Source organism: Mycolicibacterium arcueilense (genome assembly GCF_058536225.1).
In genome coordinates, this window is sequence record NZ_JBZTYL010000036.1 from 154,055 (window position 1) to 180,601 (window position 26,547).

The following is a 26,547-nucleotide window of genomic DNA, read 5'->3' on the forward strand; positions in this document are numbered from 1 at the left end:
GTAGCGATGCCACGCAGTAACGCCAGCCAATCCGAGCAGGAAGACGCCATCCTCAAGGCCACCGCCGAGGAGGTGTCGCTCGTCGGGCTCGGCCGGGCCAGCCTGGACGTCATCGCCAAGCAGGCCGGCGTCAGCCGCCGCACTCTGTACCGTCGTTTCCCCACCCGCGATGCTTTGATCACCGAGCTGGGACGGCGTACGTTCGACGCGGCGATGCACCGGTTGCGTACCGTCGCAATCGATTCCGGCCCCAACGAGGCTGCAGTGGCGGCGTTCTGCGAAGGCATGCGGCTGTTGACCACCGAACCGGTGATGCGCCGGTTCCTGCGGCTGGACACCGACTTCACCGCGGTGGCCGGTGCCTACGACCAGGCTCCGGCGTTTCTGCACCACGCCTCGTCGGCGATGGCCAAGGCACTTCGCGCGGCGGGCGCGACCATGCCTGACGCCGAGCTGCTGGCCGTGGCCGAGTTGCACATCCGGTTGGCGTGCTCGCTGGCTCAGATGCCGACAACGGTGTTGGACGTCAACGACGACGACGCGGTGCGGGCCTACGCGCGACAGCATCTGGCCCCACTGGTGCGGTAGCGGACCCTCAGGCCCGGGCCGGCCCGCGCAGGCCGGCCGCCGCATCGCGAACCGCCGCCGTGACGGCGTCGACCATGGGGCTGTCGAGCTTCCAGCACTGCCAGTACAGCGGCACGTCCAGATACTGCTCGGTGATCCGGACGAAGTCGTCGTCCACCAGTTCTTCGGGGTACATCCCCCAGCCCAGCCCGGCCCGCACCGCGGCGCCGAAACCCTCGGCGGTCGGGATGAAATGGATCGGCCTGACGACATCTTTGCGGAACACCTTGCGCACCAACTGATCCTGTAGTGCGTCATCGCGGTTCCAGGCCAGCGACGGCGCCACCTGCGCGGCGTCGCGGGTGAATCCGTCCGGCAGGTAACGCTGCATGTACCCGGCACCGGCCACCGGTACGTAGCGCATCGCCCCCAGGGAATACACCCGGCAGCCCGGCACCGGGCGTCGCTCGGTGGTGACCGCGCCCATCACCACACCCTCACGCAGGAAGCGTGCCGAGAGGTCCTGGTCCTCGATCCGGATGTCGAACAAGAACTCGGACGCCCGGGCGAACACTCCGGTGAACCAGGTCGCCATCGAATCGGCGTTGACCGCCAACGCGATCCTGGTGCGGTGCCCGGCACCGCCACCCATCTCCGCCAGCGTCTCGGATTCCAGCAACGCCGTCTGCGCCGCCAACCTCAGCAAGGGCACACCGGCAGGCGTTGCCGTACAGGGCTTTTCGCGAACCACCAGAACCTGCCCGACACGCTGCTCCAGGGCCTTGATGCGCTGACTGACCGCCGACGGCGTCACATGCAGACGCTGCGCGGCCGCGTCGAAACTTCCCAGCTCGACCACCGCGGCGAAGGCAGCGAGCTGCTGGCCGTCGATCTGCACGCCACGATCCTAATCGGGCTGACCCTCGTTGCCGCACAAACCGCTGCCGGTGAACCGGACCAACTGGTCAACCCACCCGCGGTCCAAGCCGCCGGGCCCCAAAGGCCGACCGTAGAGCGACAAGTCCGAGCTGGCCAGCGCGCCGATCATCCCGAGGATGGCAATTGTGCTGCGCTGCTGGCCTTCTCTGGTCTGAATGTCCGGCACCGCACGCCCGGCCGCGGCGAAGAACAACTCCGGCAGACTCGGTGTGCCCGCCAGCTGGTCGAGCCAGATCTGGTCTTCATCCAAGGCAAGCTGATTCATCACCTTGAGCCACCGCAATCCGCCGACCGGATCCTCGTCGAGCAGCCTGACGTAGGGCGCGATGAGAGCTTCGACGACGTCAGAGACCCCGATCTCGTCGCCGCCCTCAGCCACCCGCACCAGCTCCTCGACAACGGCCTCGAACACCGTCGGGGCACGGCGTCGCGCCACCTCCAGCACCAGGTCCCGCTTGGCCGGGAAGTGATAGGCCACCGCACGACTGGCCACGCCCGCCTCGCGGGCCACCGCCCGCGCCGCCACCGCACCGATCGACATCTCCGCGAACATTCGCTCTGCGGTATCGACGATCAGAGTTCGGGTGTCGACATCACGCCGGGGACCACGCCTACGGGTCGAACTCGAGGGCACAACAGGAGCCTAACCAGTTGCGGCCCCATCGTCCTGTGGTCGGTTCAGTTCTCCTACTACGGTCGTAGGTCAAGATCGGACAACAGCGCGATGTGGGCTGACCTGCATTCTTCGTAGCGTCGAGCCATGACACGAGCACAGCGTTCCCCAGCTATCTCGATAGCGAATTCGATGACCGGCGTCGCCCGTGGATGGACGGCGAAAGACGCCGTTTTCGCGCCTCCGGTGACAGGTCCAGCGATCCCGAGCGGCCCCACCCGTCGGGAGGGCGGTTTCTGGCGGCGCACCCTGACCGCGCTACGCACAGCCCTGGCGGCGGCTCCCCGACCCGATCTGAAGCAGCCGTACTATCCGCCGCTGCGCGAAAAATTCGTGGAGGACTCCGCGATGGCACGCGAGATGTGGCGACTCTGAGTGTTGAAATCCGACCCCAGGAAATCCGGCCCCAAAAAATCCAACTGTAGTAGGACGTACGAAAACAAGCTCACCTTCTACGATCAGAACATGCTCGGCAGCATCGCCCGCGGCTTCCGCGCGCATGTACACCGGCGGGGGTACGCCCTGCCGGTGGGCTACAACTGGGCCATCGTGTTGGCGTTCGACACCACCGTCATGGGTGCCGGCGTGGTGGCGATGTTGCAGCGGCCGTCGGCCGACCTTCCGGCGGGTCTGCTCGCACTCGTCATCTGTATCGCCCCCTTCGCGTTGTTCTACCTGTCCGGCATCGATTTCAAGGCGCCGATCGTCTGGGCGACCTGGACGACCTCGACCGCGATCCTGCTGTTCGCGACCGCGACACCGGTGCCCAACGACTTCGCCCCACTGATCGCGGTGCTGATGGTCGGCGAAGTGGCCTCGCTGACCGGCGTGTGGGGCGGATTCCTCGCGTCGCTGACCGCGGCCACCCTGCTGCTGACCGCCGCAGCGCAGCACCGCCTCGACGCTCTGCCGCTCTATCTCGGAATCCTCGGGATGGGCTGGCTGGTGGGCTATCTCGTACATACCCAGCAGCAACTCATGCGGCAGCAGCAGGAGTCGCAGGCCGCGCAGGCCCGCCACGCCGCGGCCGATGAACGGCGCCGGATCGCCCGCGAGGTCCACGACGTGATCGCGCATTCGCTGAGTGTGACCCTCCTGCATGTGACGGGTGCACGTCGTGGGTTACAGCAGGACCGCGACGTCGACGACGCCGTGGAGGCGTTGGAGCAGGCTGAACGTCTGGGCCGTCAGGCCATGGCCGATATCCGCCGCACGGTCGGGCTACTCGACGGCGCCCCGATGAGCATGGCTCCCGAGCCGGGCGTCGACGACATCAGTTGTCTGGTAGATGATTTCGTGCGTGCCGGGCTCAATGTGCGGTGCGACGCCACCGGCCGCACCGATGCGGTCTCCGCGGCGGTGGGCTTGGCCCTATATCGCATCGCCCAGGAGTCCTTGGCCAACATCGCCAAACATGCACCCGATGCGGAAGCGACAGTGTTACTGAGGATCTCACGTACCTCGGCGACCTTGACGGTTGCCAACCGACTGCCGGTCCCAGCGTTGTCTGTGAGGAACGGTCACGACGTGGAGGGTCGCGGTGTGCGCGGAATGCGCCAGCGCGTCGAGCTCCTCGGCGGGATCATCAGCGTCGGCCCCGCCGACGACGGATGGTCGGTGCGCACGAACATTCCACTGGACGACACCGACCGGGCACCCCGATGGTGCCCCGTGGTGTCATGACTGATCCCGTGAGCGAGGTCGCGGTCCTGCTCGTCGACGACCAAGATCTGGTGCGCTCCGGCCTACGTCGCATCCTTCGGCGCAAGGACGGCTTCACGATCGTCGCCGAATGCGCCGACGGCGACGAGGTGCCCGACGCCATCAGCCGGTACCGCCCCGACGTGGTGGTGATGGATCTACGGATGAAACGGGTCGACGGGATCGAGGCCACCCGCCAGGTGACAGCGGTCGACGGGCCGCCGGTGCTGGCGCTGACCACATTCAACGACGACGAGTTGCTCTCGGGTGCGTTGCGCGCGGGAGCCAGCGGGTTCGTCCTCAAGGATTCCTCCGCCGAGGAACTGATCCGGGCGGTGCGCGCCGTGGCACTGGGCGACAGCTATCTCGACCCCGCGGTGACCTCGCGGGTACTCACCACCTACCGCAAGTCCGCCGAACCGCGTCGCGTCGCCGCCGTCGGCGACCTCACGGCCCGTGAACTCGATGTGCTGACACTCATCGCCAAGGGGCATTCGAACGCCGAGATCGCCGATGAACTGAGCATCTCCGGGCTCACCGTCAAGAGCCACATCGGCCACATCTTCATCAAGCTCGACCTGCGCGACCGCGCGGCCGCGATCATCCACGCCTACGACTCCGGACTGGTCAGTCCCCGGTAATAGAGTCTTCGGTCCATGGGCTGAAGGACTTTCGGCAGGCGAACGCCGACGGATGACCACTACCTTCCGTTGTCCGAGCGGAGCCATCATGGGTTATGGCCGCAACCGAAATCCACGAAACACACACCGGGATCGTCGCGTTGGTGGGCGAGAAGGCTTACAAGGTCAAGAAACCCGTCACCACGGACTTTCTGGATTTCAGCTCGGTCGAGCAGCGCGAACAGGTGTGCCTGCGTGAGGTTCGCCTGAACCAGCGGCTGGCGCCCGACAGCTACCTCGGGGTCGCCCATTTCTCCGATCCGCAGGGTGGTCGGCCCGAGCCGGTGATCGTGATGCGCAGGTACCCCGATGCGCGCCGGTTGACGTCGATGGTGCTCAGTGGCGAACCCGTGGAAAAGCATCTGTCGGCGATCGCAGAGGCGATCGCGCGGTTTCACGCCGGCGCCGAACGTTCGGAAGACATCGACCGTGCAGGGACCGTGCCTGCGGTTTCCGGCCGTTGGCGTGACAACCTCACCGAATTGCGCACGTACGCCGGAACAGTGGTACCCGCGGAATCGCTGGCCGAGGTCGACCGTCTGTATGACCAGTTCATCGCGGGACGCACCGCACTGTTCGACGGCCGCATCGCCGAGCGCCGCATCGTCGACGGCCACGCCGACCTGTTGACCGGCGATATCTTCTGCATGCCGGAAGGGCCGGCCATCCTCGACTGCCTGGAGTTCGACGACGACCTACGCCATGTCGACTGCTGCGACGACGCCGCGTTTCTGGCGATGGACCTGGAGTTCCTCGGCCGCCCAGACCTGGCGGGCTACTTCATCGCCGAGTACCAGCGGCTTTCCGGGGATACGCCGCCGCCGGCCTTGGTCGACTTCTACATCGCCTACCGTGCCGTGGTCCGCGCCAAGGTCGACTGCATCCGGGTGGACCAGGGCAACGCGAGCGCCGCGGACGACGCCACGCGCCATCTCGACATAGCCCTCGATCACCTCCGCCGAGGTGCCGTGCGACTGGTCATCGTCGGCGGTGGTCCCGGTACCGGTAAGACCACGCTCGCGCACGGTCTCGCCGAACATGTGGCGGCGCGGGTCATCTCTACCGATGACGTGCGCCGCGAGTTGCAGGACCGTGGTGTCCTCGACGGAGCGGCCGGGATATTGAACGAGGGGCTCTACAGCACCGAGAACGTGGCAGCTGTCTACGAGGCCGTGCTGGAGAAGGCCCAACAAACCTTGGCCATGGGGCAGTCGGTGATCCTCGACGGCACCTGGCGGGATCCGGGCCTGCGCCGGCGAGCGCGGGAGATGGCGGCGGGCCAGAATTGCCCGACCGTGGAGTTGGCGTGCACGGTGCCTCTCGACGAAGCCAAGCAGCGCATCGTCCAGCGTCAGGTCACCAACTCGGACGCCACCCCGCAGATCGCAGAAGGTTTGGCGTCCGACGCCGATTGGTCTGACGCCCACCCCATCAACACCCGCCGTCCGCTTGCGGACTCCGTCGCCGAAGCCCAACGGATCTGTTGCTCGGCGATCTGACCTCCATTACGAAATGAGGTTTCGGTGTAAACCCGGAGCCGCTGGCCGATAGATAGCCCTTGTAAAGTAAAACGGCGGCCTTCCTTCCGGCTGCGACCAGTACAAACTTTCCGGGTCACCAGGTTCGGCACATCCACCAAGGGGGAAATATGAATGAAGTGCTGGCCCGTGCCGGCATCTTCCAGGGTGTGTCGCCAGACGCCGTGGCAGCGCTCGTCCGGCAGTTGGAGCCGGTGACCTTCCGTCGGACCGAGGTGGTGTTCTCCGAAGGCGAGCCCGGCGACACGCTCTTCATCATCACGGCAGGCAAGGTGAAGATCGGCCGCAAGTCCGTGGACGGTCGCGAAAGCCTGATCACGCTGATGGGCCCGTCGGACATGTTCGGTGAGCTCGCCATCTTCGATCCGGGACCGCGGACCTCGACCGTGACCGCACTGACCGAGGTGAAGGCGGTCGTGATGAGCCGCAGCGTGCTGCGGAGCTGGATCGCCGACCGTCCCGAGATCGCCGAACAGCTCCTGCGCGTGCTGGCCCGCCGGTTGCGCCGCACCAACGACAACCTGTCCGACCTGATCTTCACCGATGTGCCGGGCCGGGTGGCCAAGCAACTGCTCTACCTGGCACAACGATTCGGCAGCCGCGACGGCAGCGCGCTGCGCGTCGACCACGAGCTGACCCAGGAAGAGATCGCCCAACTCGTCGGCTCCTCCCGCGAGACGGTCAACAAGGCCTTGTCGGACTTCGCGCAGCGCGGCTGGATCCGCGTGCAGGGCCGCAGCATCCTGATCGACAACGCCGAACGATTGGCCAAGCGCGCACACTGACCGTGTGACCGTCGAGACATTGTTAGTGCCCTAACTATTAGGGTACTTTCTAAGTATGACCGCAGTATCCGAAGCGTCTGCACCCTCGGGTCAGCTCAGCGCCGACCCCCTGGCTCTTGAGCGGCAGGTCTGTTTCGCGTTGGCCGTCAGCAACCGCGCCGTGCTGGCCGTATACCGACCACTACTGGAGCCGCTGGGCCTGACCCATCCGCAGTATCTAGTGATGCTGGCGTTGTGGGATCACCAACGGTCCGATTCCGGCGGCACTCCGCCGCTGTCGGTCAAAGAGATCGCCTCCGCGCTGCAGCTCGATTCGGCGACGCTCTCGCCGATGCTCAAACGGCTGGAAGCCCTCGGCCTGCTCACCCGCAGCCGCCGGGCCGGCGATGAACGCGCGACCGATGTCGAGCTCACCGAGGCCGGGATCGCCCTGCGTGAACGGGCCCTGGCCATCCCGCCTGCGGTGGTGGAGCGCCTGGGCGTCGACATCGCCGAACTCGAAGAGCTGCATCGGGTATTGACCCGCATCAACGTGGCTGCGCTGGCGGCCAATTCACTCACCGATTGATTTCAGGAGCCCTCATGGCCGGCCAGAAGAAGACCCAAGACCGTCCCAACTTCTTTCAATACGTCGCCTACTGCTACGGCAAGCGGTTGCCCGATTCCATGCGCGAGTGGGTGGCTCACGACCTGGCCGACCATGGCGCCGTGCGGCGGCACTTGATCCGGATGGCGATCCCGCCGCTGTTCGTACTGGCGCCGCTGTGGCTCCTGCCCGCGTCGCTCTATGTGCACATCGAGATGACCGTGCCGATCTACATCTGGGCCATCTTGATGGCACTCGCGCTCAACAAGATCTGGCGCCGGCACCGGTTGGCACAGCACGGGCTGGACCCCAATCTGGTCGACGAGATCCAGTACAAGAAGGACCAGCGGAAGCACGAGGAGTACATCCGCCGGTTCGGTCCCCGTCCGGAAGCGTCCAAGCGTCAGGCCAACAGCAGCCCGTTCTAGGGTCTGACCTGGCCACACCCCTTGCATGCAAGCTTGCATGCAAGGGGTACAGTGGTCTTCCGTGGGCCAGGACGAGAAATCGAGCAACAGCCAGCGCGTCTACCGGATGACCAAGGACCAGATCCTCTCCGGTGAGTTTCGCGGCGGGCAGCTGCTCAGCGAGGTAGAGGTGGCGACGCAGCTCGGCGTCAGCCGCACGCCGGTGCACGAGGCGTTTCTGCGCCTGGCCGCCGAGGACTTCCTGGATCTGATGCCGCGACGCGGCGCCGTCGTCGTCCCCGTGTCCGCCCAGGAGGCCACCGACCTGCTGGAGATGCGCCTGGCACTGGAGACCGCGGCGGTGCGCCGGCTGTGCCGGTCATCGGAATCCATCGACGCCCTGTTCGGTGAACTGACCGAGTTGGTCGAACGGCAGCGCCATGGCGCCGCGATCGGTGACGCCGATCAGTTCGCCGCCGCCGACGATGCGTTCCACCGCCGGATCGTGCAGGTCGCCGGGAATTCGATCGCCGGCCGCTTCTACGGATCACTCAGTGATCGGCAGCGCCGCATGATGGCCGACGCCGCCCGATCGGACTCCGCCCGGCTCACCGAGTTGATCGGCGAACACGCGGATCTGGCCGATGCCATCGGCCGCCGTGACGTCGCCGGTTTCGAGGGTGCCCTGCTGTCCCACCTGGAAGCGACCTACCGGGTGGTGCTGGCATGACCGCTGTCGCAACGGAATTCGTCGAGGCGCCCATCCAGCGTCGGCGACGCATGCAGCCATGGCTTGCCGTCGCCATCGCCGTCTTCTGTATCGGTTGGGGCGGAAACCAATTCACCCCACTGCTGATCGCCTATGCCCAGCACTCCGGCTACACGCGGGTGGACGTCGACATCCTGTTGGGCGCCTACGTTCTCGGCCTGATTCCGGGGCTGCTGATCGCCTCGACGCTGTCAGACCGCCACGGTCGGCGCAACGTGATGGCCGCCGGGGTGATCAGTGCGGCGTTGGGCAGTCTCATCCTGGCCGTCGGTGACTACTGGGGCTTCCCGGCCCTGTTCGTCGGCCGATTGTTCAGCGGGGTGGCAGTCGGCATCGCGATGGCAGTCGGTTCGGCGTGGATCGCCGAACTGTCCAGGCCGCCCTTCGACCCCGACGCTTCCGCCGGGGCCGGTGCGCGCCGCGCCTCGATCTGCCTGTCCCTGGGCTTCGGCGTCGGGCCGCTGTGCGCCGGCCTGCTCACCGTGTACGCGCCGCTGCCGTTGGTGTTGACCTACCTGGTCCACGCTGCCCTGTGCGTGCCGGTGGTGTGGGCGGTGTGGAACCGGACCGTCGAGACGCGGTCCCGCACGACCTCACGACCCCTCCTCGACGGGTTGAAAGTGCCCGCAGCCGGTCATCGCCGCTTCCTGCATGTCGTTGTTCCCATGGCGCCGTGGATCTTCGGCTCGGCCGCCATCGCGTACGCCGTGGTGCCGGCGCTGGTCGCCGACCAGCTCGGGTCCTGGGCGCTGCTGTACACCGTGGGGCTGACCGTGCTGACACTGGGCTGCGGCGTGGCGATCCAACCGGTCGCGCGCCGGCTCGACGACGTGTCCAGCTCTCGCGCCGTGGTGGTGTCGATGGCGTTGATGGCACTGGGCATCTTCGCCGCGGTGGCCACCGCCGTCACACACTCGGCGCTCGTCGCGCCGCTGGTCGCGATGCTGCTCGGCAGCGCCTACGGCATTGCGATCGTGTCGGGTCTGCTTGAGATCCAACGCATCGCCCCGCCCGACGAGCTCGCCGGCATCTCCGGGGTCTACTACTCGCTGGCCTACCTGGGGTTCCTGCTGCCCGCGGTACTTGCTGCGCTGGCGCACTGGTTCAGCTATCCGGAGATGCTGACTTTCGTTGGCGTACTGGCGATTGTCTGCACGGCCGTGTGCGCGTCGGGGTGGGCCAAGCATCTGGAACCGCGGACGCCGGCGCTACAACTCGGCAACGCGCCCGTCGTCGACCAGCCACCTTCGGTCCAACCGAACGTTCTGCAGCATGCGGCGGTCATGCGTCACCAGTAACAACGCACCGTCGTAGGCCTCAAGCGCCTGTTCGAGTTGCTCGATGGCGGGCAGGTCCAGATGGTTCGTCGGCTCGTCGAGAACCAGCACATTGGTGCCACGTGCCTGCAGCAACGCCAGGCCGGCACGGGTTCGCTCCCCCGGTGACAGCTCGTCAACCGGGCGCTCGACATGATCGGCCCGCAGCCCGAACTTGGCCAACAGGGTGCGCACATCGGCCGTCGACCATTCCGGCAGCTGCTGTTCAAAGCGGTCCACGAGTCGCGCGGTGCCGGTGAAATCGGCTCGGGCCTGGTCGATCTCGCCGATGGCGACACTGGCACCCAGGCCGGCGCGACCCTCATCGGGCTGTCGACGTCCCAGCAGTAGCCGCAGCAATGTCGACTTCCCCGCCCCGTTGGCGCCGGTGATACCGATCCGTTCGCCGGCATCAACCTGCAGCGACACCGGACCCAGCACGAAATCACCTTGCCGCACAACGGCATTGTCGAGGGTCGCGACGACGGAGCTCGACCGTGGCGCAGCACCGATGGTGAACTGCAGGGTCCATTCCTTCCGGGGTTCCTCGACCTCCTCGAGTCGGGCGATCCGGCTCTCCATCTGACGTACCTTCTGCGCCTGCTTCTCGCTGGACTCGGTGGCCGCACGTCGACGGATCTTGTCGTTGTCCGGTGACTTGCGCATTGCGTTGCGGGTGCCCTGGCTCGACCACTCGCGCTGGGTACGGGCGCGGGCCACCAGGTCGGCCTTCTTCTCGGCGAACTCCTCGTACTGCTCGCGCCGGTGCCGGCGGCCGACCTCACGCTCCTCCAGATAGCTTTCGTACCCACCGCCGAAAACGGTGGTGGTGTTCTGCGCCAGATCCAGCTCGAGTACGCGAGTCACGCTGCGGGCGAGGAACTCCCGATCGTGACTCACCAGGACCACACCCCCACGAAGTTCCCTGACGAACTGCTCGAGCCGGGCGAGGCCGTCGAGGTCCAGATCGTTGGTCGGCTCATCGAGCAGCACGATGTCGAACCGCGACAACAGCAGTGCCGCCAACCCCACCCGCGCCGCCTGCCCACCGGACAGTGCGGTCATCGGCGTCGAGTCCGGTCGCACGGCATCGGTGTCGAGTCCGAGATCGGCCAGCACGGCCGGCAGCCGTTCGTCGAGGTCGGCCGCGCCCGTGGCGAGCCAGTGGTCCAGCGCGGCTGAGTAGGCAGCAGCCGGATCCTCCTCGCCCGGGATCGGGTCGGCGAGTGCTGCGGCCGCGGCATCCATGACCCGCGTGGCTTCGGTGCACCCTGTGCGGCGGGCGATGTAGGCCGCGACGGTCTCCCCCGGTATGCGCTCGTGTTCCTGCGGCAGCCATCCGACGAACGCATCGGCCGGCGCGACGGTGACGGTGCCTTCGAGCGGTTCGAGATCCCCGGCCAGGATCCTCAGCAGTGTGCTCTTGCCGGCGCCGTTGACGCCGACAACCCCGATCACATCACCCGGCGCGACCGTCAGGTCGACCCCTTCGAACAGGGTGCGATGGGCGAAACCGCCGGCCACATTCTTCGCGACAAGCGTTGCGGTCATGGCCCTATCGTCGCATCACCGGGATCACGGTCCCCAGCCGCGCAGATACGTCAGCACCGCCCGCACCCGGCGGTGCTGTTCGCCGTCGATCGGCAGGCCGAGTTTGGCGAAGATACTGCTGATGTGCTTCTCCACGGCACCAGCACTGACGACCAGGGTGCGGGCGATGTTCGCGTTGGACCGCCCCTCTGCCATCAGCCCGAGGACTTCCTGCTCGCGCGCCGTCATCTGCCGCAGCGGGTCGTCGCGTCGACGTCGGACCAGTAACTGGGCCACCACATCGGGGTCGAGCACCGTGCCACCGGACGCCACCCGTTGCACCGCATCGAGGAAGTCCGCGATCGCCACGACCCGGTCCTTGAGGAGATAGCCGATCGCGCCCGTTCCGTCCGCCAGCAGGTCGTCGGCGTAGGACACCTCGACGTACTGGGACAGCACGAGAACGGGCGATCGGGCCACCCGACGCCGGGCTTCCACCGCGGCGCGCAGGCCCTCGTCGGTGTGAGACGGCGGCATCCGGACGTCGACCACCGAGACGTCCGGCCGATGCTGTTCGATCGCCTGAACCAGCGACGGGCCATCGCCGACCGCGGCAACCACGTCGTGGCCGTTCTCGGTCAGCAACCGGACGAGGCCCTCCCGCAGGAGGACCGCATCGTCGGCCACCACCACTCTCAACACAACAGCTCCACCCCGATCGTGGTCGGCCCGCCGGCGGGACTCACCACGCTCAGCGTGCCACCGCCGGCCCGAATCCGATCGGCCAGACCCGCCAGGCCGTGGCCCTTGGCCACGTGAGCACCGCCGTCACCGTCGTCGACGATCTCGACGCGCACACCGCTGGGCCCGTGTGCGACCGTGACCCAACAGTTCTGTGCACCACTGTGTTTGGCGATATTGGTCAGCGCCTCGGCCACCGCGAAGTAGGCGGTGGTCTCCACCGCGGCGTCGAGCCTTCCCGCCGGCTCACCCAGGGCGGGGTCGACCGCGAGCTCGACCGGGATGGTGCACCGCGCCGCCAGTGCGGCCAGCGCGCTGGGCAGTCCACGGTCGGTGAGTACCGGCGGGGCGATACCGCGGGACAGCGCACGCAACTCGTTCAGGGTGTCCTGCGTCTGACTGATCGCTTCGTCGAGGGTGTCGCGCAGCGGCCCCGGATCACCGTCGAGGTGCTGGCGCGCGCGACCCAGGTCCATCGCGAGGCGGATGAGCCGCTGCTGAGGTCCGTCGTGAATATCCCGTTCCAGCCGGCGCAGGGCGGTGGCCTCGGCGGAGGCGGCCGCGGCCTTCTGTTCCGTCAGCACGTTGATCGTCTGACGAAGCTCGGCCACACCGGTCAACAGGGCGCGGCTGAAACCGGCCTGGAGCACGGCGCACCCCCGCACCACGAGCGGGAGGCTGACCAGGCAGACCAGGCCGATCGCGGTCTGGAAGGCGATCCGGGCGAAGGCGCTGTCGCCGAGCCCGATCAGCTGGGCGAGCGAGGTGTTGTCTGGGCCGCGCGGGATGCTCCAGTCCCACAGAACGGTCAATGTGCCGGCGATCGCCGACGCCCACCAGCTGATCACGATGGTGAACGTGACCACCGCGATCGGAAAGCACAGAATGCCGTACACGAGGTCAAGCCAGAACTGGCCCTGCGTGAGCGGGGCGAGGATCCGCTTCCAGAGGCCCGCACCCGGCGGGGCCGCCCGGTAGACCGGCCGGCTGCGGGGCCGACGCAGTACCGCCGGAAAGCGAAGCCGCTCGATATCGGCGAACAGGCGCGCCACGAACAGGGTGCCGACGAGGATCAGCAGGCCGACACCGATGACCAGCGTCCCCACCCCCGCGGACAGTCCGGTCACCAGCACGCTGAAACTCACTGTGGCGAGCGGAAATCCGAGCAATACATATCCGGTGTCCACGCCGAGCTGCCGAAGGAGGCCGACTTTGGGCTGCGTCGTGGTCCTCGGCAGGGTGCCGCTGGTCATGGGCTCGACGCTACGCATCTGTCGGATCCACCCCCATCCGGCGCGCCTGCGTGTCCGGGGTAGGGCTGTCCCTACCCTCGGGGATGGCCGGACGAAAAGGCGCGGCGTGTTTCAAAGCCCCAAACTCCTCGCAGCGTCCACCGCCCAACTACCGTCTTTCCGGTGGCAATGTCACGGTCGCGTCTTGCTCGGCTCTGCGCCGTCGGAGCCGTCGCGTTCACGATCGCGGCGGTCACATCGTGCGGGTCGTCGACGCGTCCACCGGCGGCCAGTTCCACGTCGACGACGACTACGCCGGCACCCATCGCCCCACCACCCACGACGGCCGCCGTTGTTCCCACGGGTGACTTCACCCCGGTCGTCCAGATCATCGACGACGCGATCGCGGCACCTCGACTGCCCGGAGCGGTGGTCCAGGTCGGGCACGGCGGAAACATCGTCTTCCGTCAGGCTTTCGGCTCACGCAAGCTGGCCGGCGAACCGGGGCTGGACGGGGCACCCGCCCCTGCCGAACCGATGACCGAGGACACGATCTTCGATCTGGCCTCGCTGTCGAAGTGCCTCACGACGGCTGTCGGCATCCTGCAGCTCTACGAACAGGGCCGGGTTCAGCTCGACGAACCCGTGCAGAGCTACCTGCCCGACTTCAACCCCAACAACGACCCACGCCGTGCGCGGGTCACGGTGCGCATGTTGCTCACCCATACGTCGGGCATCGCGGGAGATCTGAGCCTGGACGGGCCGTGGGGACTGGACAAGCCCGACAAGGCCGAAGGCATCCACCGGGCGCTCGGGGCGTGGGTGGTGTTCGAGCCCGGAGAGCGCTTTCACTACTCCGACATAGGCTTCATCATCCTCGGTGCACTTCTCGAGAAGATCACCGGCGAACCCGAGGACACCTACATTCAGAAGAACGTGTTCGCACCGCTCGGGATGGCAGATACCCGCTATCTCCCCGTCACCAAAGCATGTGGACCACACCAGGTTCGGGGAACCGCCATCGCCCTCGATCCGAACGCACGCAAAGTTGCCGACTGTCCGGCGGGCACGTGGAACACCGACCTTCTGGCGCGCGTCGCACCCACGGCGCTCGACGAAGACACCCCAGGCCTCAACCCGGACTTCGGGCACCCCCTGCGCGGCACCGTGCACGATCCGACGGCCCGCCGCATGGGCGGAGTGGCGGGCAGCGCCGGGGTGTTCTCGACGGTGAACGACGTCGGCCGGTTCGCGCAAGCGCTGCTCGACCGCCTCGCCGGCCGGCCGAGTTCCTTTCCGCTGAAACAGTCGACCCTGGAATTGATGACGACTCCGCAGCAGCCCGGGCACAACCCGGCTCAGGTCGAGGCGGCCAACAACGCCACCCGCGAAGCGGTCGAGAACACCCCTAACACAACACATCCCCTGCTCGCACCGCACTATCCCGCCATTGCCGGGCAAGACCTCCGCGGATTCGGTTGGGACATCGACACGGAGCAGTCCCGCCCGAGGGGCATGGTGTTTCCGATCGGCAGCTTCGGGCACACCGGCTTCACGGGAGTGACGTTGTGGATGGACCCCGGGTCGGACACCTACGTCGTGGTCCTCGGTAACGTGATCCATCAGCGCGGCGCGCCGCCCATGGCCGGGCTGAGCGGTGAAGTGGCCACGCTGACCGGCCGGGCCTTACATCTGTACGGGACCTAGCTTGCTGCCGCTGAGCCGACCACCCGCCCCTGTGCCAGCACCAACTGCCGCCGAATCAGGAACAGCGGAAACGCCACGCTTACTGCGATCACCGCACTGAGCACGATGTAGATCCACACCTTCGGGATCCCGATCCGACGCGCCTCGACGACCATGAACACGAACGCGGCCAGCCCGAACAGCAGTAGGTCGTTGGTGAGCGAGGACGACGCGTAGTTGGCGTAGCCGCTCAGGAAAAAATCGATCGTGCTCGTACTTTCCGTAGTGAAGTAGCGGATGTTGTTCCACCAGGTCGCAACCAACGCGACTACCGCGATCACGGCATAGACGCCACACAGAATCTTGTCGTTTCTCGTCAGCTCCGCCATCGTCACGCCTCCCCGTCGGACCGATCAGTCCAGGTCAACCTATCGATCCGGCGGCCGTGCGGGGGCCCGTTTGCGCCCAAAATTGGTGAGTGAGTACTCTCTCACCATGTCATCCGGACGCGACCGGCTCCTGGCCACAGCGCTGAAGCTGTTCGCCGCCAAGGGGTATGCCGCCACGTCGGTGGCTCACATTCAGCAGGCCGCCGGCCTGGCACCCGGCTCGGGGGCGCTCTACAAGCACTTCGGCTCCAAGCGGGAACTGCTCGAGTCCGCGGTCTCGCACCGCATCGACGCGATCGTGAGTGCGCGGGAGCAGTACGACGCGGGCCACCCGAAGACCACCGAGGAGGCGGTCCGTAGCGCCGGGCAATTGATCTGGGCCAATCTGACCCAGAGCGAGGAACTTCTGCGGGTCATGCTGCGGGAACCCGACGAGCTCGGCGACCTCGACGAGAAGACGTGGCAGGTCATCACCGACAACGCCTATCAACGATTCGCCGATGAACTGGCCGCGTCGAATCGCTCGGGCCGTACCCAGATCCCCGATCCCGAGGCCACCGCGGCCGTCGCGATCTCCGCACTGTCCTATGCCGCGACGCTGCAGGCGCTGACCAAACGCTCGCCGGGCAACGTCGACAACGATCGCTTCTTCGAGGCCTGGGTCACCCAGACCGTCAGCGTGATCGAACAGCACCGCTCGTAAATCACCGAACATCAACATATTTCAGGAGCAAACCGTGACGTTCTCCATGCAACTGAGCGACGACGTGATCGAGGTCCGCGACTGGGTGCACCAGTTCGCCGCCGAGGTGGTGCGTCCGGCCGCCGCGGAATGGGACGAGCGCGAGGAGACCCCGTGGCCCGTCATCCAGGAGGCCGCCAAGGTCGGGCTGTACTCGCCCGAACTGTTCGCCCAGCAGGCCGCCGAACCCACCGGGCTCGGCATGCTGACCGTGTTCGAGGAGCTCTTCTGGGGTGACGCCGGCATCGCCCTGTCGATCCTCGGTACCGGACTGGCCGCAGCGGCGTTGGCGGGCAACGGAACTCCCGAACAGCTGGGCCGCTGGCTGCCCGAGATGTTCGGCACCGCCGACGCGCCCCACCTGGGCGCATTCTGTTCGTCCGAACCCGATGCGGGATCCGACGTCGGCGCCATCCGCACCCGTGCCCGCTTCGACGAGGCGACCCGCGAGTGGGTGCTCAACGGCACCAAGACCTGGGCCACCAACGGCGGCATCGCCAACGTCCACATCGTGGTCGCCTCGGTCTACCCCGAACTCGGGTCCCGCGGCCAGGCCACGTTCATCATCCCGCCGGACACCCACGGCTTCACGCAGGGCCAGAAGTTCAAGAAGCACGGCATCCGCGCCTCCCACACCGCCGAGGTGGTGCTCGACAACGTCCGCCTGTCCGAGGATCTGATCCTGGGCGGTCGGGAGAAGTTCGAGGAGCGCATCGCCCGCGTGAAGTCGGGCGCCTCCGCCGGCGGCCAGGCAGCGATGAAGACCTTCGAGCGCACCCGGCCCACCGTCGGCGCCATGGCGGTCGGCGTCGCCCGCGCCGCCTACGAATACGCACTCGACTACGCCTGCCAGCGTGAGCAATTCGGCCGCAAGATCGGCGAGTTCCAGGCCGTCGCGTTCAAGCTCGCCGACATGAAGAGTCGTATCGACGCGGCCCGGATGCTGGTGTGGCGCGCGGGTTGGATGGCCCGCAACAACCAGGCATTCGACAACGCCGAGGGCTCGATGGCCAAGCTGGTGGCCAGTGAGACCGCGGTCTACGTGACCGATGAGGCCATCCAGATCCTCGGCGGCAACGGCTACACCCGCGACTACCCGGTCGAGCGGATGCACCGCGACGCCAAGATCTTCACGATCTTCGAGGGCACCAGCGAGATTCAGCGCCTGGTGATCTCCCGGGCCATCACCGGTCTGTCGATCCGGTAGGCAGCAGCGGCTACTTGCCGGTGCGCTCGCGGTGTTTGCACCCGGGCCAGCAGCAGGGTCGCCGCTGCCCCTCCTCCAACTCCTCCTGCGTACGACGGATCCGTCGCTCGCGCGTCACCTGCTGCTTGGCGTCCTCCACCCAGCAGATGAACTCGTTGCGCGCGAGCGGCGTGATGTCTTTCCACGCGGCCATGGCCGTGTCATTGCCGATCAGCGCCTCACGCAGGTCCGCCGGCAGCTTGTGCACCACTCCACCGGGCACTCGTTGGCCAGTCACCCGGCCAGGTTAAGCCCCTCAGCTCAGCAACACAGTTGCGACACGACATTGCCCTTACCGTGACCTTAGAAGGGCCTTATTTTTCTTAGAGTTGGTGTACGGTGGGTTCCCAGGGGCGGTTGTGAGCACGGCCACACCGTGTAATCGCAGGTCAGAATTTCCCGACCAGCCGCCTCGCAGTGACGGAAAGGAACCCGACATGCAGCCTGCAGCAGCCACCCGGATCGCTCTTGTCACCGGTGCATCGCGGGGTATCGGCGCCGACGTCGCACAGCAGCTCGCCGGCCCGGACACCCACGTCGTCGTCAACTACCGCGAGAAGGCCAAACGCGCCAACACGGTCGTCGACGCCATCCGCCGCGCGGGTGGCCGCGCCTCCACTCTGGGGGCCGACATCACCGACGAGGCTGCCGCCGCCGCGATGATCGAGCGCGTGGGCCGGGAGTTCGGCCGCCTCGACGTCCTGGTGCTCAACGCGTCGACCGGGCTGCAGCTGGGCACCGATCCGGGCTACGCCATGCGGCTGAACCGCGATGCCCAACGCCGGCTGGCCAAGCTGGCGCTGCCGCTGATGCCGGTGGGCGGTCAGATCGTGTTCGTCACCAGCCATCAGGCCCACTTCTACCCGAACAAGGCCGTGCCGAAGGGTTACGCGGCGACCGCTGCAAGCAAGCGCGCCGGCGAGACCGCCCTTTATGCCATGCGTTCGGAATTCGACCGGCGGGGAATCGATTTCACCGTGGTCTCCGGCGAAGTGATGTCCGACCGCGAGTTGGCGACGACCATCGCACGGGCCGCGTCCGCGCCGTACCCGTCCGGGATCGTCTACGCCGGCGGGTCCGACTTTCTGTGCCAGATGTCGGCCTGACCTGTAGCAGAACTACTGCGAAGCAGCGAGATTCGACTGCAGCTGATCGCGGACGGCAGTACCGAGCGTGCTCGTCGTCGCGGTTCCGCCCATATCGGGGGTCAGGACGTCCCCTCCGTGGGCCAGCACGTCTTCGACGGCTTTCAGGATCGCTGCTGCGGCGTCAGGTTCACCCAGATGGTCGAGCATCAATGACGCACTCCAGATCTGCCCGATCGGATTGGCGATACCACGTCCGGCGATGTCGGGCGCGGATCCGTGAACCGGCTCGAACAGACTCGGAAATCGCCGTTCCGGGTTGATGTTTCCGCTGGGGGCTATGCCGATGGTGCCGGTACACGCGGGCCCCAGGTCGGACAGGATGTCACCGAAGAGGTTGCTCGCGACAACCACGTCGAACCAGTCGGGATGCAGGACGAAATTCGCGGCGAGGATGTCGATGTGGAACTTGTCCACCTTGATGTCGGGAAACCGCTCACTCATCTGCTCGACGCGCTCGTCCCAGTACGGCATCGTGATCGAGATACCGTTGCTCTTCGTCGCCGAGGTCAGGTGCCTGTCGGGACGGCGTTGGGCAAGCTCGAACGCATACTTGAGGATCCGGTCGACGCCGACTCGGGTCATCACCGTCTCTTGCATTACCGTCTCGCGGTCGGTGCCCTCGAACATCCTGCCACCGATACTCGAGTACTCACCCTCGGTGTTCTCCCGGACGACGACGAAGTCGACGTCGCCGGGCTCTCGGCCGGCCAGCGGACTTCGCACCCCCGGCATCAATTTGACCGGCCGCAGGTTGACGTACTGGTCGAAGTGCCGACGGAACTGCAGGAGGCTGCCCCACAGCGAAATATGATCGGGGACAACGTCCGGCCAACCGACGGCGCCGAAGAAGATCGCGTCGAACCGGCTGAGTTCGTCGAACCACCCGTCGGGCAGCATGGCGCCGGTGTCGGTGAAGTACTCGGCGGACGCGTAATCGAACTGCTCATAGTCGACGGCGAAACCGAAGGCGGCCGCTGCCGACTCCAGCACCTTGAGGCCCTCGGGGACCACTTCCTTACCGATACCGTCGCCCGGGATCACTGCAAGCCGGTGGGTGGTGGTCATTCCGCCACCTTACGTTTCGGCGATTGGCTGCCAACGAAAGCGAGGGGCACCCGGTGTGGGTACCCCTCGCTCGTTGTCGGGTGTCAGCGGCCGTTGCCGAATGTCGGTGTGACGGCGCCAGTGCTCGCATGCTGCTGGATGTCGTGCACCCACTGATGATGGGTGATGTCGGCTTGCGCCGGCGCGGCCAGGCCGACGATGGCGGCGGCGAAACCGGTGGCGATCATGCTCGCAAAACCAAACTTCTTCATGTCGAAGCCCTTCGTCCTGGGCGTTCGAGCCGTGGCGTGAGTGTCGCGGTTCGGACGTCTCGTCCACCGGTTCGGGGAATTCCTACCCGGTCTGGCTCTCACAACGCACTGGTCAAAGCGGTTAATTCCGCTGGCAGAAATTGACCGGCGGTTGGCAGCAATGACCAACCCACAGGTTCGGGCAGGACCTCAGCGCGTCGCGGCCAGGACCGCGAGCTCCGTGCGCGACCGACAGCCCGTCGTCGCCAGCGCCCGGCTGACGTACTTCTTGACGGTGTCCTCGGTCAGGCACAACGTCGTCGAGATCTGCGCGTTGGTCTGCCCGCGGGCCAACAACGCGACCACATCGCGCTGCCGCTGCGGCAGTTGCGCCAGCGGATCCACCCGGGCCGCGGGCATCAGCGGGCGCGCCAGGCCGCGTAGGCGCCGGCACAGTAATCGCAGCGCCGAGGCGTCGCGCGCATCGACCGCGTCCGGGTCCGGATCGAACAGCCCGAGCAGACCGTGCGCGGTACCGCCGATCGGGAACGTGAACGCGTTGCACGACTGCAGGCCGGCCCGGTACAGAAACTGCTCGACGTAGGCCACGGCGGACGCGGGCACAGCCAGCTCTCGCAGGCTGACCGACCCCGCCGTATTCAGCTGCTGCAACGCGATCGGGGTGGCGAAGACGTCGTGCCCGCGCCATCTGGCCATGTAGTCGTCCAGCAGCGCATTGTCGTAGTCGGTGGTGATGGGATCGGTATCCGCGAACGCGCCCGCCACGGTCGGTCCGGCGAAGAACGTGACCCCGCGGACCTCGAACACTTCACTGATCGCGTCCACGACCGCCCGTCGGAACTCAGGGAAGTCAGCCGCCTCGTCACAGGCGTCGAGCACCGCGAACACCTTCTCGTAGTCCGCGACCTGCAGCTCGGCTGTGGCTCGCCTCACCCGACGAGTAAACGACGGCGGGCGCCGAATTGTCCACCTTCGTGCACTGTTGGCGACGGAGCCGCGGGACTAGCTTTCTGGCAAGCACACTTCGCGGCAAGGAGGCCCCGTGTCCCGACTCCGGTTCGGTTATTTCATCGCCCCGTTCCATCGGCCCGGCATCAACCCCACGTTGGCGCTGCACCGGGATCTGGAGTTCGTCGAGCATCTCGACGCCCTCGGGTACGACGAGGTCTGGATCGGTGAGCACCACTCGGCAGGTAGCGAGATCATCAGCTCGCCCGAGGTGTTCATCGCCGCGGCGGCCGCCCGGGCCAAGCGGATCACGTTCGGCACCGGCGTGATCTCGCTGTCGTACCACAACCCGCTGTGGGCAGCCGACCGGCTGATGCTGCTCGACCACCTCACCCACGGCCGCATCATCGGCGGCGTCGGGCCGGGCTCCCTGCCCACCGACTCGGCCATGATCGGGCTGAACCCCACCGACACCCGCGAACTCCTCGAGACCAACCTGGACATCATGGTGCGTCTGCTCGCCGGAGAGACGGTGAGCGCCAAGACCGCCACGCACGAATTGTTCGATGCCAAACTGCAATTGGCCCCGTACTCCGAGGGCGGGATCCCACTGTCGGTCGCTGCAGTAGCGTCTCCGACCGGCGCGCGGCTGGCGGGCAAGCACGGCATCGGGTTGCTGTCGATCGGCGCGACGTTGAGCGAGGCCGGTTTCGACGCACTGGCCCACCACTGGAACATCGCCGAGGAGCGCGCCGCGGCGTTCGGCAGCACGATCGACCGCCGCAACTGGTCGCTGGTCGGACCGTTCCATGTCGCCGAGACCGATGCGCAGGCCCGCGCCGAGGTCCGCCACGGCATCGAGGCGTGGTTCAACTACTTCCAGAAGGTCGCGGCCTTCCCGCAGATGACCATGCCGGGAGACACCATCGACGGAATGATCGACACGATCAACGAACGCGGTGCCGGCGTGATCGGAACGCCGGAACGGGCGCGCGCGCAGGTACAGCGGCTATGGGAGCAGTCGGGCGGTTTCGGATCCATGTTGCAGATGGCCGCGGACTGGGCCAATCCCGCCGCCACCCGACGCTCGGCGGAACTGTTCGCCGAAGAGGTCATGCCGCACTTCCAGGGGCAGGCCCAGCCCACCCTGGACGCCGCGGCGCGTGCCGGGCAGGTGCGTGACGGGCTGGCCCAGTCTCAGATCGATGCGATCGCGCATATGGCACAGAAGTACGAAGCTGAAAAGGCTGACAACTAAACAGGTTTGATGCAGTTGTCGGCGCGCCGTTTCTACCGCTGGGCCGTTTCTCCGTAGGCATCGCGACCCGGAGGTGGAAAACGGCGCGCGCAGCCCCTTCACAGCGCGGCTTCTGAGTACTACATTCGGTAGTAGACAACTCTTAGGGGGCCGGATGCGGTGGCGGGGTGTAAGTCATGTCGAGTTCGCGGTCTTGGACTACGACGAATCGATCAAGTTCTACGACGCGATGTTGGGCTGGCTCGGATACCACAGCTTCTCCTCGCTGAACATGGAGTACCAGTCGATCTACTACATGACGCGATTCCTCAACCCGCACAGCTACATCGGGATTCAGCCCGCATTCACCGGCGACAAGCTCACCCATACCGACCAGGCCGTCGGGATCAACCACATCGCACTGTGGGCCCGAAACCGCAAGGAAGTCGACCGCTTTCATCGCGAGTTCCTGATCGCCCGGGGCATCCCCGTCACCGATGAGCCCAAGGACTACCCGCAATACTGGCCCGGCTATTACGCGGTGTTCTTCGACGACCCGATCAACGGCATCCACTGGGAGTTGGCCTGGGTGCCGAAAGTTCCATCCCCGCGCCAGGCCTGGTCTTTCTACCGGACCATGCGGGCCTTCGGTAAGCAGCGTCCCGACCTCGCAAACTCGGTGCCCGGCATCACGCTGCAGGCGACGCGGACGCTGCCGGGAAAGTGACCGCCGCACTCACGCCAGCGCGACACCCAATTCCTGGGCGAACACCTTGATCATGTGCTGGACCGCAATTTCGTTGCGGCCGATGATCATATGGTCATGCTGACCATGCCGGACACCTTCACCGCACTGCGGCAGCATGGCGAAGTCCTCATCACGCACCGCAGCGTGGACTCCTTCGTAGACCGCGTCATAGCCGGCCCGCATGTCGTCGGTCGTCGCCGGGACTCGGCCCATCCAGCTGTGCCGGACCGTGCAGCGGGTGGGCTCCCCTTCGGGCAGCATGTCGATGATCTCCACGCCGACCGGGCTGTTCGCCAGGATGAGGTTGGGATACACCCAGTAGATGACACCCATGTTGGCCGACGGGTCGAATGAGCCACTCGGATCATCGGAGAGATTCTTGATCCAGTTGAACGGGAAGCCAATTCGGTGATGCTTGCCGAATTCGTCGTAAATGGCGGTGTTCGGCAGGGTGTTCTGCCCGATCAGGCTCTCACCGTGGACGAACGGGAAGTGATACCCCTCCGCGAACGCCTCGAGCGCACCTTTCCACGACACTTCCGAGGAGAACTCGCGGTCGGTGTGATAGCCATAGGCCTCGTAGTTCCATTGCGCCAGTTCGGGACCCAGCGGCCCCAAGTGAGCGTCGAGGTCGATGGCCGCATCCGCGGTCAGCACCGCCCAGACGAAGCCGTGACGCTCCTCGGACGGCAGTTCCACCAGTCCGTATTCGGCGGTATCCATCGTGTCGAAGCCGACCTTGCCCGGCACCATGAACAGCTCACCGGTGTTGCGGTAGGTCCATGCGTGATACGGGCAGACGAACCGGGACGCGTTGCCTGATCCACAGGCCGGCATGGCACCGCGGTGACGGCAGTAGTTGAGGAACACGTGGCTGGCGCCGGTGCGGTCCCGGGTGACCAGCAATGAGTCCCCGAGCACGGAGCGGACGACGAAGTCGTTCTTCTCGGCGATCTGAGCCGACGGCACGATCGCCAGCGGGACCCGGCGCAGGATCTGGGATTCCTCGATCTCGGTGATCTTCGGGTCGCGGTAGTAGTGCAGGGGCACCTTCAGCACCCGGTCTGCCATATCCGTCGTCCCCTCGACGGCATGCCGCAGAGCGCGACGGGTCAGTTCTTCATCGGTGCTGCTCACCGGGGCGACAGTCATGAGCTGACCATACAGTGACCATCGACTGTATTGTCAAGATTTTTGTGCCAACCGTGCGACGATCAACGGATGCGCAGGCACGGCTGGTCGGGAGACATTCCCGCCGACGACGACGAAGCCGTCCGCCGCATCATCGGTGCGGCCCGGCAGGCGATCGATGCGCGCGGCACCGTGAGCGTGTCCGAAGTGGCCCAGGCACTCGGGGTGACGCGCCAGACGATCTACCGCTACTTCCCTACGCTGGAGAGCCTGATGGCCGCCACCGCCGTGTCGTCAGTGGACGGCTTCCTCGATCGCCTGGCCGAGCAGCTGGGTTCGATCACCGACCCCAGCGAAGCCGTCGTCGAAGGCATCGCCTACACGGCGGAGCAGATTCCGCACGACCGATATCTCAGCCTGGTCCTACAGCCCGGCAAGGCCAGCGCGTTCACGGCGGGAGTTACCTCTGACCTCGCCATCGAATTCGGTAAGTCGATTCTGCGCCGATTCGACATCGATTGGGCCACAGTCGGATTCGATGGCGATGCGCTCGATCAGCTGGTCGAGTTCATGCTGAGGATCCTGCAGTCGTTCATCATCGACCCGGGTGGACCATCGCGCCACGACAGAGGACTGCGTACCTACCTACGAGACTGGGTGGCGCCGGCAGTGTCGGCCCGTACGACCTATCCGTCGTCGCCGGCCCCGTGATTCGGATTGGTGCAGATGGTGCCTTCACACGGCACGTCTGAGCCGTCTCCGTTCGGGTTGGGCATCACCGCCCCGCCGTTCTCATCCGGATTGTCACCAGCCCCGTGATTCGGATTGGTGCAGATCGTGCCTTCACACGGCACGTCTGAGCCGTCACCGTTCGGGTTGGGCATCACCGCCCCACCGTTCTCATCCGGATTGTCACCAGCCCCGTGATTCGGATTGGTGCAGATCGTGCCCTCACACGGCACCATCGAGCCATCCCCATTCGGATTGGGCATCATCCGCTGCGTCGTTTGCCCAGGCCCGGCGGGCGCCGGCGCGGTAGCCGGAGATTTGACCGGGCCATGCTGACTGGACGTGGACTCGGCAGGGACAGGGCTGGTGGTCGGGGCCTGATCAGTCGACGAGCTGCTGCATGCGGCGGCACCAAAGACCGCCAGTGCAGCCGCGGCTGCGGCCATACGTTGCACGAGCTTCATGAGCGCGACGGTATCAGCTAACTACAAAACACACTGCCGATTGCCGGTAAACTTCCGAACAAAGAACCAAACGGGTGGTTTCACAACCCAATTCGGGATCAGATCGGACGAGACCACAGCGCGACCCGGGCTTATACAGCAACCGACGAGATCCCCACTGGGATCTGAGCCACGCCGCGCGAGATAACAAGCGGTCACCCGCCACGCTTTCGAATAACTGTTGAATTGTCAACAACCTTCGTACCCGACGCACCGTCAAGCGCGCGGACGCTGTGACCAATCACCTTGGGTCGCAACATGGAACATCGCCTGCAGCCAATACGTTGCCACCGTCATCAAGTTGGATTCCTTCTGGCAGTGGACGAACCGATAATGCACCGACACATTGCGGGCTCATTCGTCCCACCACTTTCGAACCCAGCAACGTACGCCGATATCCGCTGGGTTCATGTCGGATGTCCGTAGCGCAGGCGTACGCTCACCCACGTGGTCGACCTCTCGTATGTCATCGCCGGATCCGAAGCCACCGGCGGCGCCGGCCTGCAAGCCGACCTGCGCACGTTCCAGGAGTTCGGCACCTACGGTGTGGGCACGGTGACCTGCATCGTGTCGTTCGACCCCAAGGCGGACTGGGGCCACCGGTTCGTCCCGGTCGATCCACAGGTCATCGCCGATCAGATCGAGGCGGCGACATCGGCGTACAACCTCGATGTCGTCAAGATCGGCATGCTCGGCACCCCCGCAACCATCGACGTCGTCGCCGAGGCTCTCGCCCAGCAATCGTGGCGGCACATCGTCGTCGACCCCGTCCTGATCTGCAAAGGACAAGAGCCCGGTGCGGCTCTCGATACCGACACCGCACTGCGCAGCCAGATCCTGCCGCTGGCGACGGTCACCACGCCGAACCTGTTCGAGGCACGCACCCTCGCCGGGATGGACGACATCTCCTCCATCGACGATCTCGTCGAGGCAGCCCGGCGCATCGCCGACCTCGGGCCCACGTATGTCCTGGTGAAGGGCGGGGTCGAATTTCCCGGCGACGACGCGGTCGATGTTCTCTTCGACGGCAAGGACGCCGAGGTTCTACGTGCGCCGAAGGTCGGCGACGCCCGCGTCGCCGGTGCGGGATGCACGCTGGCGGCAGCGATCACCGCCGCCCTGGCCAAGGGATCCAGTGTCCCGGAGGCGGTGCGCCTGGCCAAGGACTTCACCACCGCCGGAATCGTCGACCGGATCAGCGGCAATGCTCCGTTCGACACGGTGTGGCAGGGTGCGGGCCGCGCACCTCGCTGATGCCGG

Annotated in this window: 30 protein-coding genes; 18 read left to right on the forward strand and 12 right to left on the reverse strand. The window is 66.2% G+C overall.

The annotated features are described in order from the left end of the window. Positions 1 to 6 precede the first annotated feature (6 nt). Positions 7 to 588, forward strand: a complete 582-nt coding sequence (locus tag AC4LGL_RS31190; protein WP_491842132.1) for a TetR/AcrR family transcriptional regulator — start codon at positions 7 to 9, stop codon at positions 586 to 588. A gap of 7 nt (positions 589 to 595) precedes the next feature. Here the strand turns inward: AC4LGL_RS31190 and AC4LGL_RS31195 are convergent, their stop codons facing one another. Both AC4LGL_RS31195 and AC4LGL_RS31200 read right to left on the reverse strand, forming a co-directional pair. Continuing rightward, the gene (locus AC4LGL_RS31195; RefSeq protein WP_491842133.1) at positions 596 to 1,465 is read right to left on the reverse strand and encodes a LysR family transcriptional regulator ArgP; all 870 of its coding nucleotides are present in this window, start codon (positions 1,463 to 1,465) and stop codon (positions 596 to 598) included. A gap of 9 nt (positions 1,466 to 1,474) precedes the next feature. Further along, positions 1,475 to 2,140: a TetR/AcrR family transcriptional regulator gene (locus AC4LGL_RS31200; RefSeq protein ID WP_491842134.1), complete on the reverse strand. Its 666-nt coding sequence runs from the start codon at positions 2,138 to 2,140 to the stop codon at positions 1,475 to 1,477. 126 nt (positions 2,141 to 2,266) lie between these two features. Here AC4LGL_RS31200 and AC4LGL_RS31205 point away from each other — a divergent pair, with 126 nt between their 5' ends. From AC4LGL_RS31205 to AC4LGL_RS31245, 9 genes are all read left to right on the forward strand, one after another. Further along, positions 2,267 to 2,554, forward strand: a complete 288-nt coding sequence (locus AC4LGL_RS31205; RefSeq protein WP_491842135.1) for a hypothetical protein — start codon at positions 2,267 to 2,269, stop codon at positions 2,552 to 2,554. Positions 2,555 to 2,644: 90 nt separating this feature from the next. Further along, the gene (locus AC4LGL_RS31210) at positions 2,645 to 3,862 is read left to right on the forward strand and encodes a sensor histidine kinase (RefSeq protein ID WP_491842136.1); all 1,218 of its coding nucleotides are present in this window, start codon (positions 2,645 to 2,647) and stop codon (positions 3,860 to 3,862) included. Continuing rightward, a complete protein-coding gene (locus tag AC4LGL_RS31215) occupies positions 3,859 to 4,521 on the forward strand; it encodes a response regulator transcription factor (RefSeq protein WP_491842137.1) in 663 nt (220 codons plus the stop codon). The genes AC4LGL_RS31210 and AC4LGL_RS31215 overlap by 4 nt, the downstream gene beginning before the upstream one ends. A 95-nt stretch (positions 4,522 to 4,616) precedes the next feature. Next, entirely contained in the window at positions 4,617 to 6,059 is a 1,443-nt protein-coding gene (locus AC4LGL_RS31220) for a bifunctional aminoglycoside phosphotransferase/ATP-binding protein (RefSeq protein ID WP_491842138.1), read from the forward strand. 149 nt (positions 6,060 to 6,208) lie between these two features. Then, positions 6,209 to 6,883 (forward strand): cAMP-activated global transcriptional regulator CRP, encoded by a 675-nt coding sequence (gene crp, locus AC4LGL_RS31225; protein ID WP_491842139.1) that lies wholly within the window; start codon positions 6,209 to 6,211, stop codon positions 6,881 to 6,883. A gap of 55 nt (positions 6,884 to 6,938) precedes the next feature. Beyond that, on the forward strand, positions 6,939 to 7,451 hold the full coding sequence (locus AC4LGL_RS31230) for a MarR family winged helix-turn-helix transcriptional regulator (protein ID WP_491842140.1): 513 nt from the start codon (positions 6,939 to 6,941) through the stop codon (positions 7,449 to 7,451). Between the two features lie 14 nt (positions 7,452 to 7,465). Beyond that, positions 7,466 to 7,897 (forward strand): DUF5313 domain-containing protein, encoded by a 432-nt coding sequence (locus tag AC4LGL_RS31235; protein ID WP_491842141.1) that lies wholly within the window; start codon positions 7,466 to 7,468, stop codon positions 7,895 to 7,897. Between the two features lie 61 nt (positions 7,898 to 7,958). Continuing rightward, a complete protein-coding gene (locus AC4LGL_RS31240; RefSeq protein WP_491842142.1) occupies positions 7,959 to 8,606 on the forward strand; it encodes a GntR family transcriptional regulator in 648 nt (215 codons plus the stop codon). Continuing rightward, entirely contained in the window at positions 8,603 to 9,943 is a 1,341-nt protein-coding gene (locus AC4LGL_RS31245) for an MFS transporter (RefSeq protein WP_491842143.1), read from the forward strand. The genes AC4LGL_RS31240 and AC4LGL_RS31245 overlap by 4 nt, the downstream gene beginning before the upstream one ends. Here AC4LGL_RS31245 and abc-f read toward each other — a convergent pair. The 3 genes from abc-f to AC4LGL_RS31260 are packed head-to-tail and all read right to left on the reverse strand — an operon-like array spanning position 9,854 to position 13,485. Further along, positions 9,854 to 11,512: a ribosomal protection-like ABC-F family protein gene (gene abc-f / locus AC4LGL_RS31250; protein ID WP_491842144.1), complete on the reverse strand. Its 1,659-nt coding sequence runs from the start codon at positions 11,510 to 11,512 to the stop codon at positions 9,854 to 9,856. The two genes, AC4LGL_RS31245 and abc-f, sit on opposite strands and share 90 nt — an antisense overlap. A gap of 24 nt (positions 11,513 to 11,536) precedes the next feature. Next, on the reverse strand, positions 11,537 to 12,190 hold the full coding sequence (locus AC4LGL_RS31255; RefSeq protein WP_491842204.1) for a response regulator: 654 nt from the start codon (positions 12,188 to 12,190) through the stop codon (positions 11,537 to 11,539). Next, the gene (locus tag AC4LGL_RS31260; RefSeq protein ID WP_491842145.1) at positions 12,187 to 13,485 is read right to left on the reverse strand and encodes a sensor histidine kinase; all 1,299 of its coding nucleotides are present in this window, start codon (positions 13,483 to 13,485) and stop codon (positions 12,187 to 12,189) included. The genes AC4LGL_RS31255 and AC4LGL_RS31260 overlap by 4 nt, the downstream gene beginning before the upstream one ends. Positions 13,486 to 13,653: 168 nt before the next feature. Between AC4LGL_RS31260 and AC4LGL_RS31265 the strand changes: the two genes are divergently transcribed. Beyond that, complete coding sequence (locus tag AC4LGL_RS31265; RefSeq protein WP_491842205.1) at positions 13,654 to 15,171, forward strand: serine hydrolase domain-containing protein; 1,518 nt, start codon at positions 13,654 to 13,656, stop codon at positions 15,169 to 15,171. On the opposite strand, the gene AC4LGL_RS31270 is transcribed toward AC4LGL_RS31265, so the two are convergent. Further along, positions 15,168 to 15,539, reverse strand: coding sequence for a DUF2834 domain-containing protein (locus AC4LGL_RS31270; RefSeq protein ID WP_491842146.1), 372 nt, complete (start codon positions 15,537 to 15,539; stop codon positions 15,168 to 15,170). The two genes, AC4LGL_RS31265 and AC4LGL_RS31270, sit on opposite strands and share 4 nt — an antisense overlap. Before the next feature lie 106 nt (positions 15,540 to 15,645). Here AC4LGL_RS31270 and AC4LGL_RS31275 point away from each other — a divergent pair, with 106 nt between their 5' ends. Both AC4LGL_RS31275 and AC4LGL_RS31280 read left to right on the forward strand, forming a co-directional pair. Further along, on the forward strand, positions 15,646 to 16,242 hold the full coding sequence (locus AC4LGL_RS31275) for a TetR/AcrR family transcriptional regulator (RefSeq protein WP_055111709.1): 597 nt from the start codon (positions 15,646 to 15,648) through the stop codon (positions 16,240 to 16,242). 34 nt (positions 16,243 to 16,276) lie between these two features. Then, positions 16,277 to 17,488, forward strand: a complete 1,212-nt coding sequence (locus AC4LGL_RS31280; protein ID WP_491842147.1) for an acyl-CoA dehydrogenase family protein — start codon at positions 16,277 to 16,279, stop codon at positions 17,486 to 17,488. 10 nt (positions 17,489 to 17,498) lie between these two features. Here AC4LGL_RS31280 and AC4LGL_RS31285 read toward each other — a convergent pair whose 3' ends face one another. After that, on the reverse strand, positions 17,499 to 17,765 hold the full coding sequence (locus tag AC4LGL_RS31285; RefSeq protein WP_491842148.1) for a YdeI/OmpD-associated family protein: 267 nt from the start codon (positions 17,763 to 17,765) through the stop codon (positions 17,499 to 17,501). Between the two features lie 199 nt (positions 17,766 to 17,964). Between AC4LGL_RS31285 and AC4LGL_RS31290 the strand changes: the two genes are divergently transcribed. Then, positions 17,965 to 18,633, forward strand: coding sequence for an SDR family oxidoreductase (locus tag AC4LGL_RS31290; protein ID WP_491842149.1), 669 nt, complete (start codon positions 17,965 to 17,967; stop codon positions 18,631 to 18,633). Positions 18,634 to 18,645: 12 nt separating this feature from the next. Here AC4LGL_RS31290 and AC4LGL_RS31295 read toward each other — a convergent pair whose 3' ends face one another. The 3 genes from AC4LGL_RS31295 to AC4LGL_RS31305 form a co-directional block, all read right to left on the reverse strand. Next, positions 18,646 to 19,740: a tartrate dehydrogenase gene (locus AC4LGL_RS31295; RefSeq protein ID WP_491842150.1), complete on the reverse strand. Its 1,095-nt coding sequence runs from the start codon at positions 19,738 to 19,740 to the stop codon at positions 18,646 to 18,648. Positions 19,741 to 19,823: 83 nt separating this feature from the next. Continuing rightward, a complete protein-coding gene (locus tag AC4LGL_RS31300; protein ID WP_088305190.1) occupies positions 19,824 to 19,991 on the reverse strand; it encodes a hypothetical protein in 168 nt (55 codons plus the stop codon). Positions 19,992 to 20,180: 189 nt separating this feature from the next. Next, positions 20,181 to 20,924, reverse strand: a complete 744-nt coding sequence (locus AC4LGL_RS31305) for a helix-turn-helix transcriptional regulator (protein WP_491842151.1) — start codon at positions 20,922 to 20,924, stop codon at positions 20,181 to 20,183. A 109-nt stretch (positions 20,925 to 21,033) separates the two neighbouring features. Between AC4LGL_RS31305 and AC4LGL_RS31310 the strand changes: the two genes are divergently transcribed. Together AC4LGL_RS31310 and AC4LGL_RS31315 are read left to right on the forward strand one after the other, a co-directional pair. Beyond that, positions 21,034 to 22,197 (forward strand): LLM class flavin-dependent oxidoreductase, encoded by a 1,164-nt coding sequence (locus tag AC4LGL_RS31310; RefSeq protein ID WP_135360523.1) that lies wholly within the window; start codon positions 21,034 to 21,036, stop codon positions 22,195 to 22,197. A 154-nt stretch (positions 22,198 to 22,351) separates the two neighbouring features. After that, a complete protein-coding gene (locus AC4LGL_RS31315; protein WP_491842152.1) occupies positions 22,352 to 22,903 on the forward strand; it encodes a VOC family protein in 552 nt (183 codons plus the stop codon). Positions 22,904 to 22,912: 9 nt separating this feature from the next. Here AC4LGL_RS31315 and AC4LGL_RS31320 read toward each other — a convergent pair whose 3' ends face one another. Then, entirely contained in the window at positions 22,913 to 24,076 is a 1,164-nt protein-coding gene (locus tag AC4LGL_RS31320; RefSeq protein WP_491842153.1) for an aromatic ring-hydroxylating oxygenase subunit alpha, read from the reverse strand. Between the two features lie 69 nt (positions 24,077 to 24,145). On the opposite strand from AC4LGL_RS31320, the gene AC4LGL_RS31325 reads away from it, so the two are divergent. After that, entirely contained in the window at positions 24,146 to 24,766 is a 621-nt protein-coding gene (locus AC4LGL_RS31325; RefSeq protein ID WP_491842154.1) for a TetR/AcrR family transcriptional regulator, read from the forward strand. Here AC4LGL_RS31325 and AC4LGL_RS31330 read toward each other — a convergent pair. Then, positions 24,742 to 25,248 (reverse strand): hypothetical protein, encoded by a 507-nt coding sequence (locus tag AC4LGL_RS31330; protein WP_491842155.1) that lies wholly within the window; start codon positions 25,246 to 25,248, stop codon positions 24,742 to 24,744. The genes AC4LGL_RS31325 and AC4LGL_RS31330 overlap by 25 nt on opposite strands. Positions 25,249 to 25,734: 486 nt before the next feature. Here AC4LGL_RS31330 and thiD point away from each other — a divergent pair, with 486 nt between their 5' ends. Beyond that, positions 25,735 to 26,541: a bifunctional hydroxymethylpyrimidine kinase/phosphomethylpyrimidine kinase gene (gene thiD / locus AC4LGL_RS31335; protein ID WP_055110875.1), complete on the forward strand. Its 807-nt coding sequence runs from the start codon at positions 25,735 to 25,737 to the stop codon at positions 26,539 to 26,541. The last annotated feature ends 6 nt before the right edge of the window (positions 26,542 to 26,547 follow it).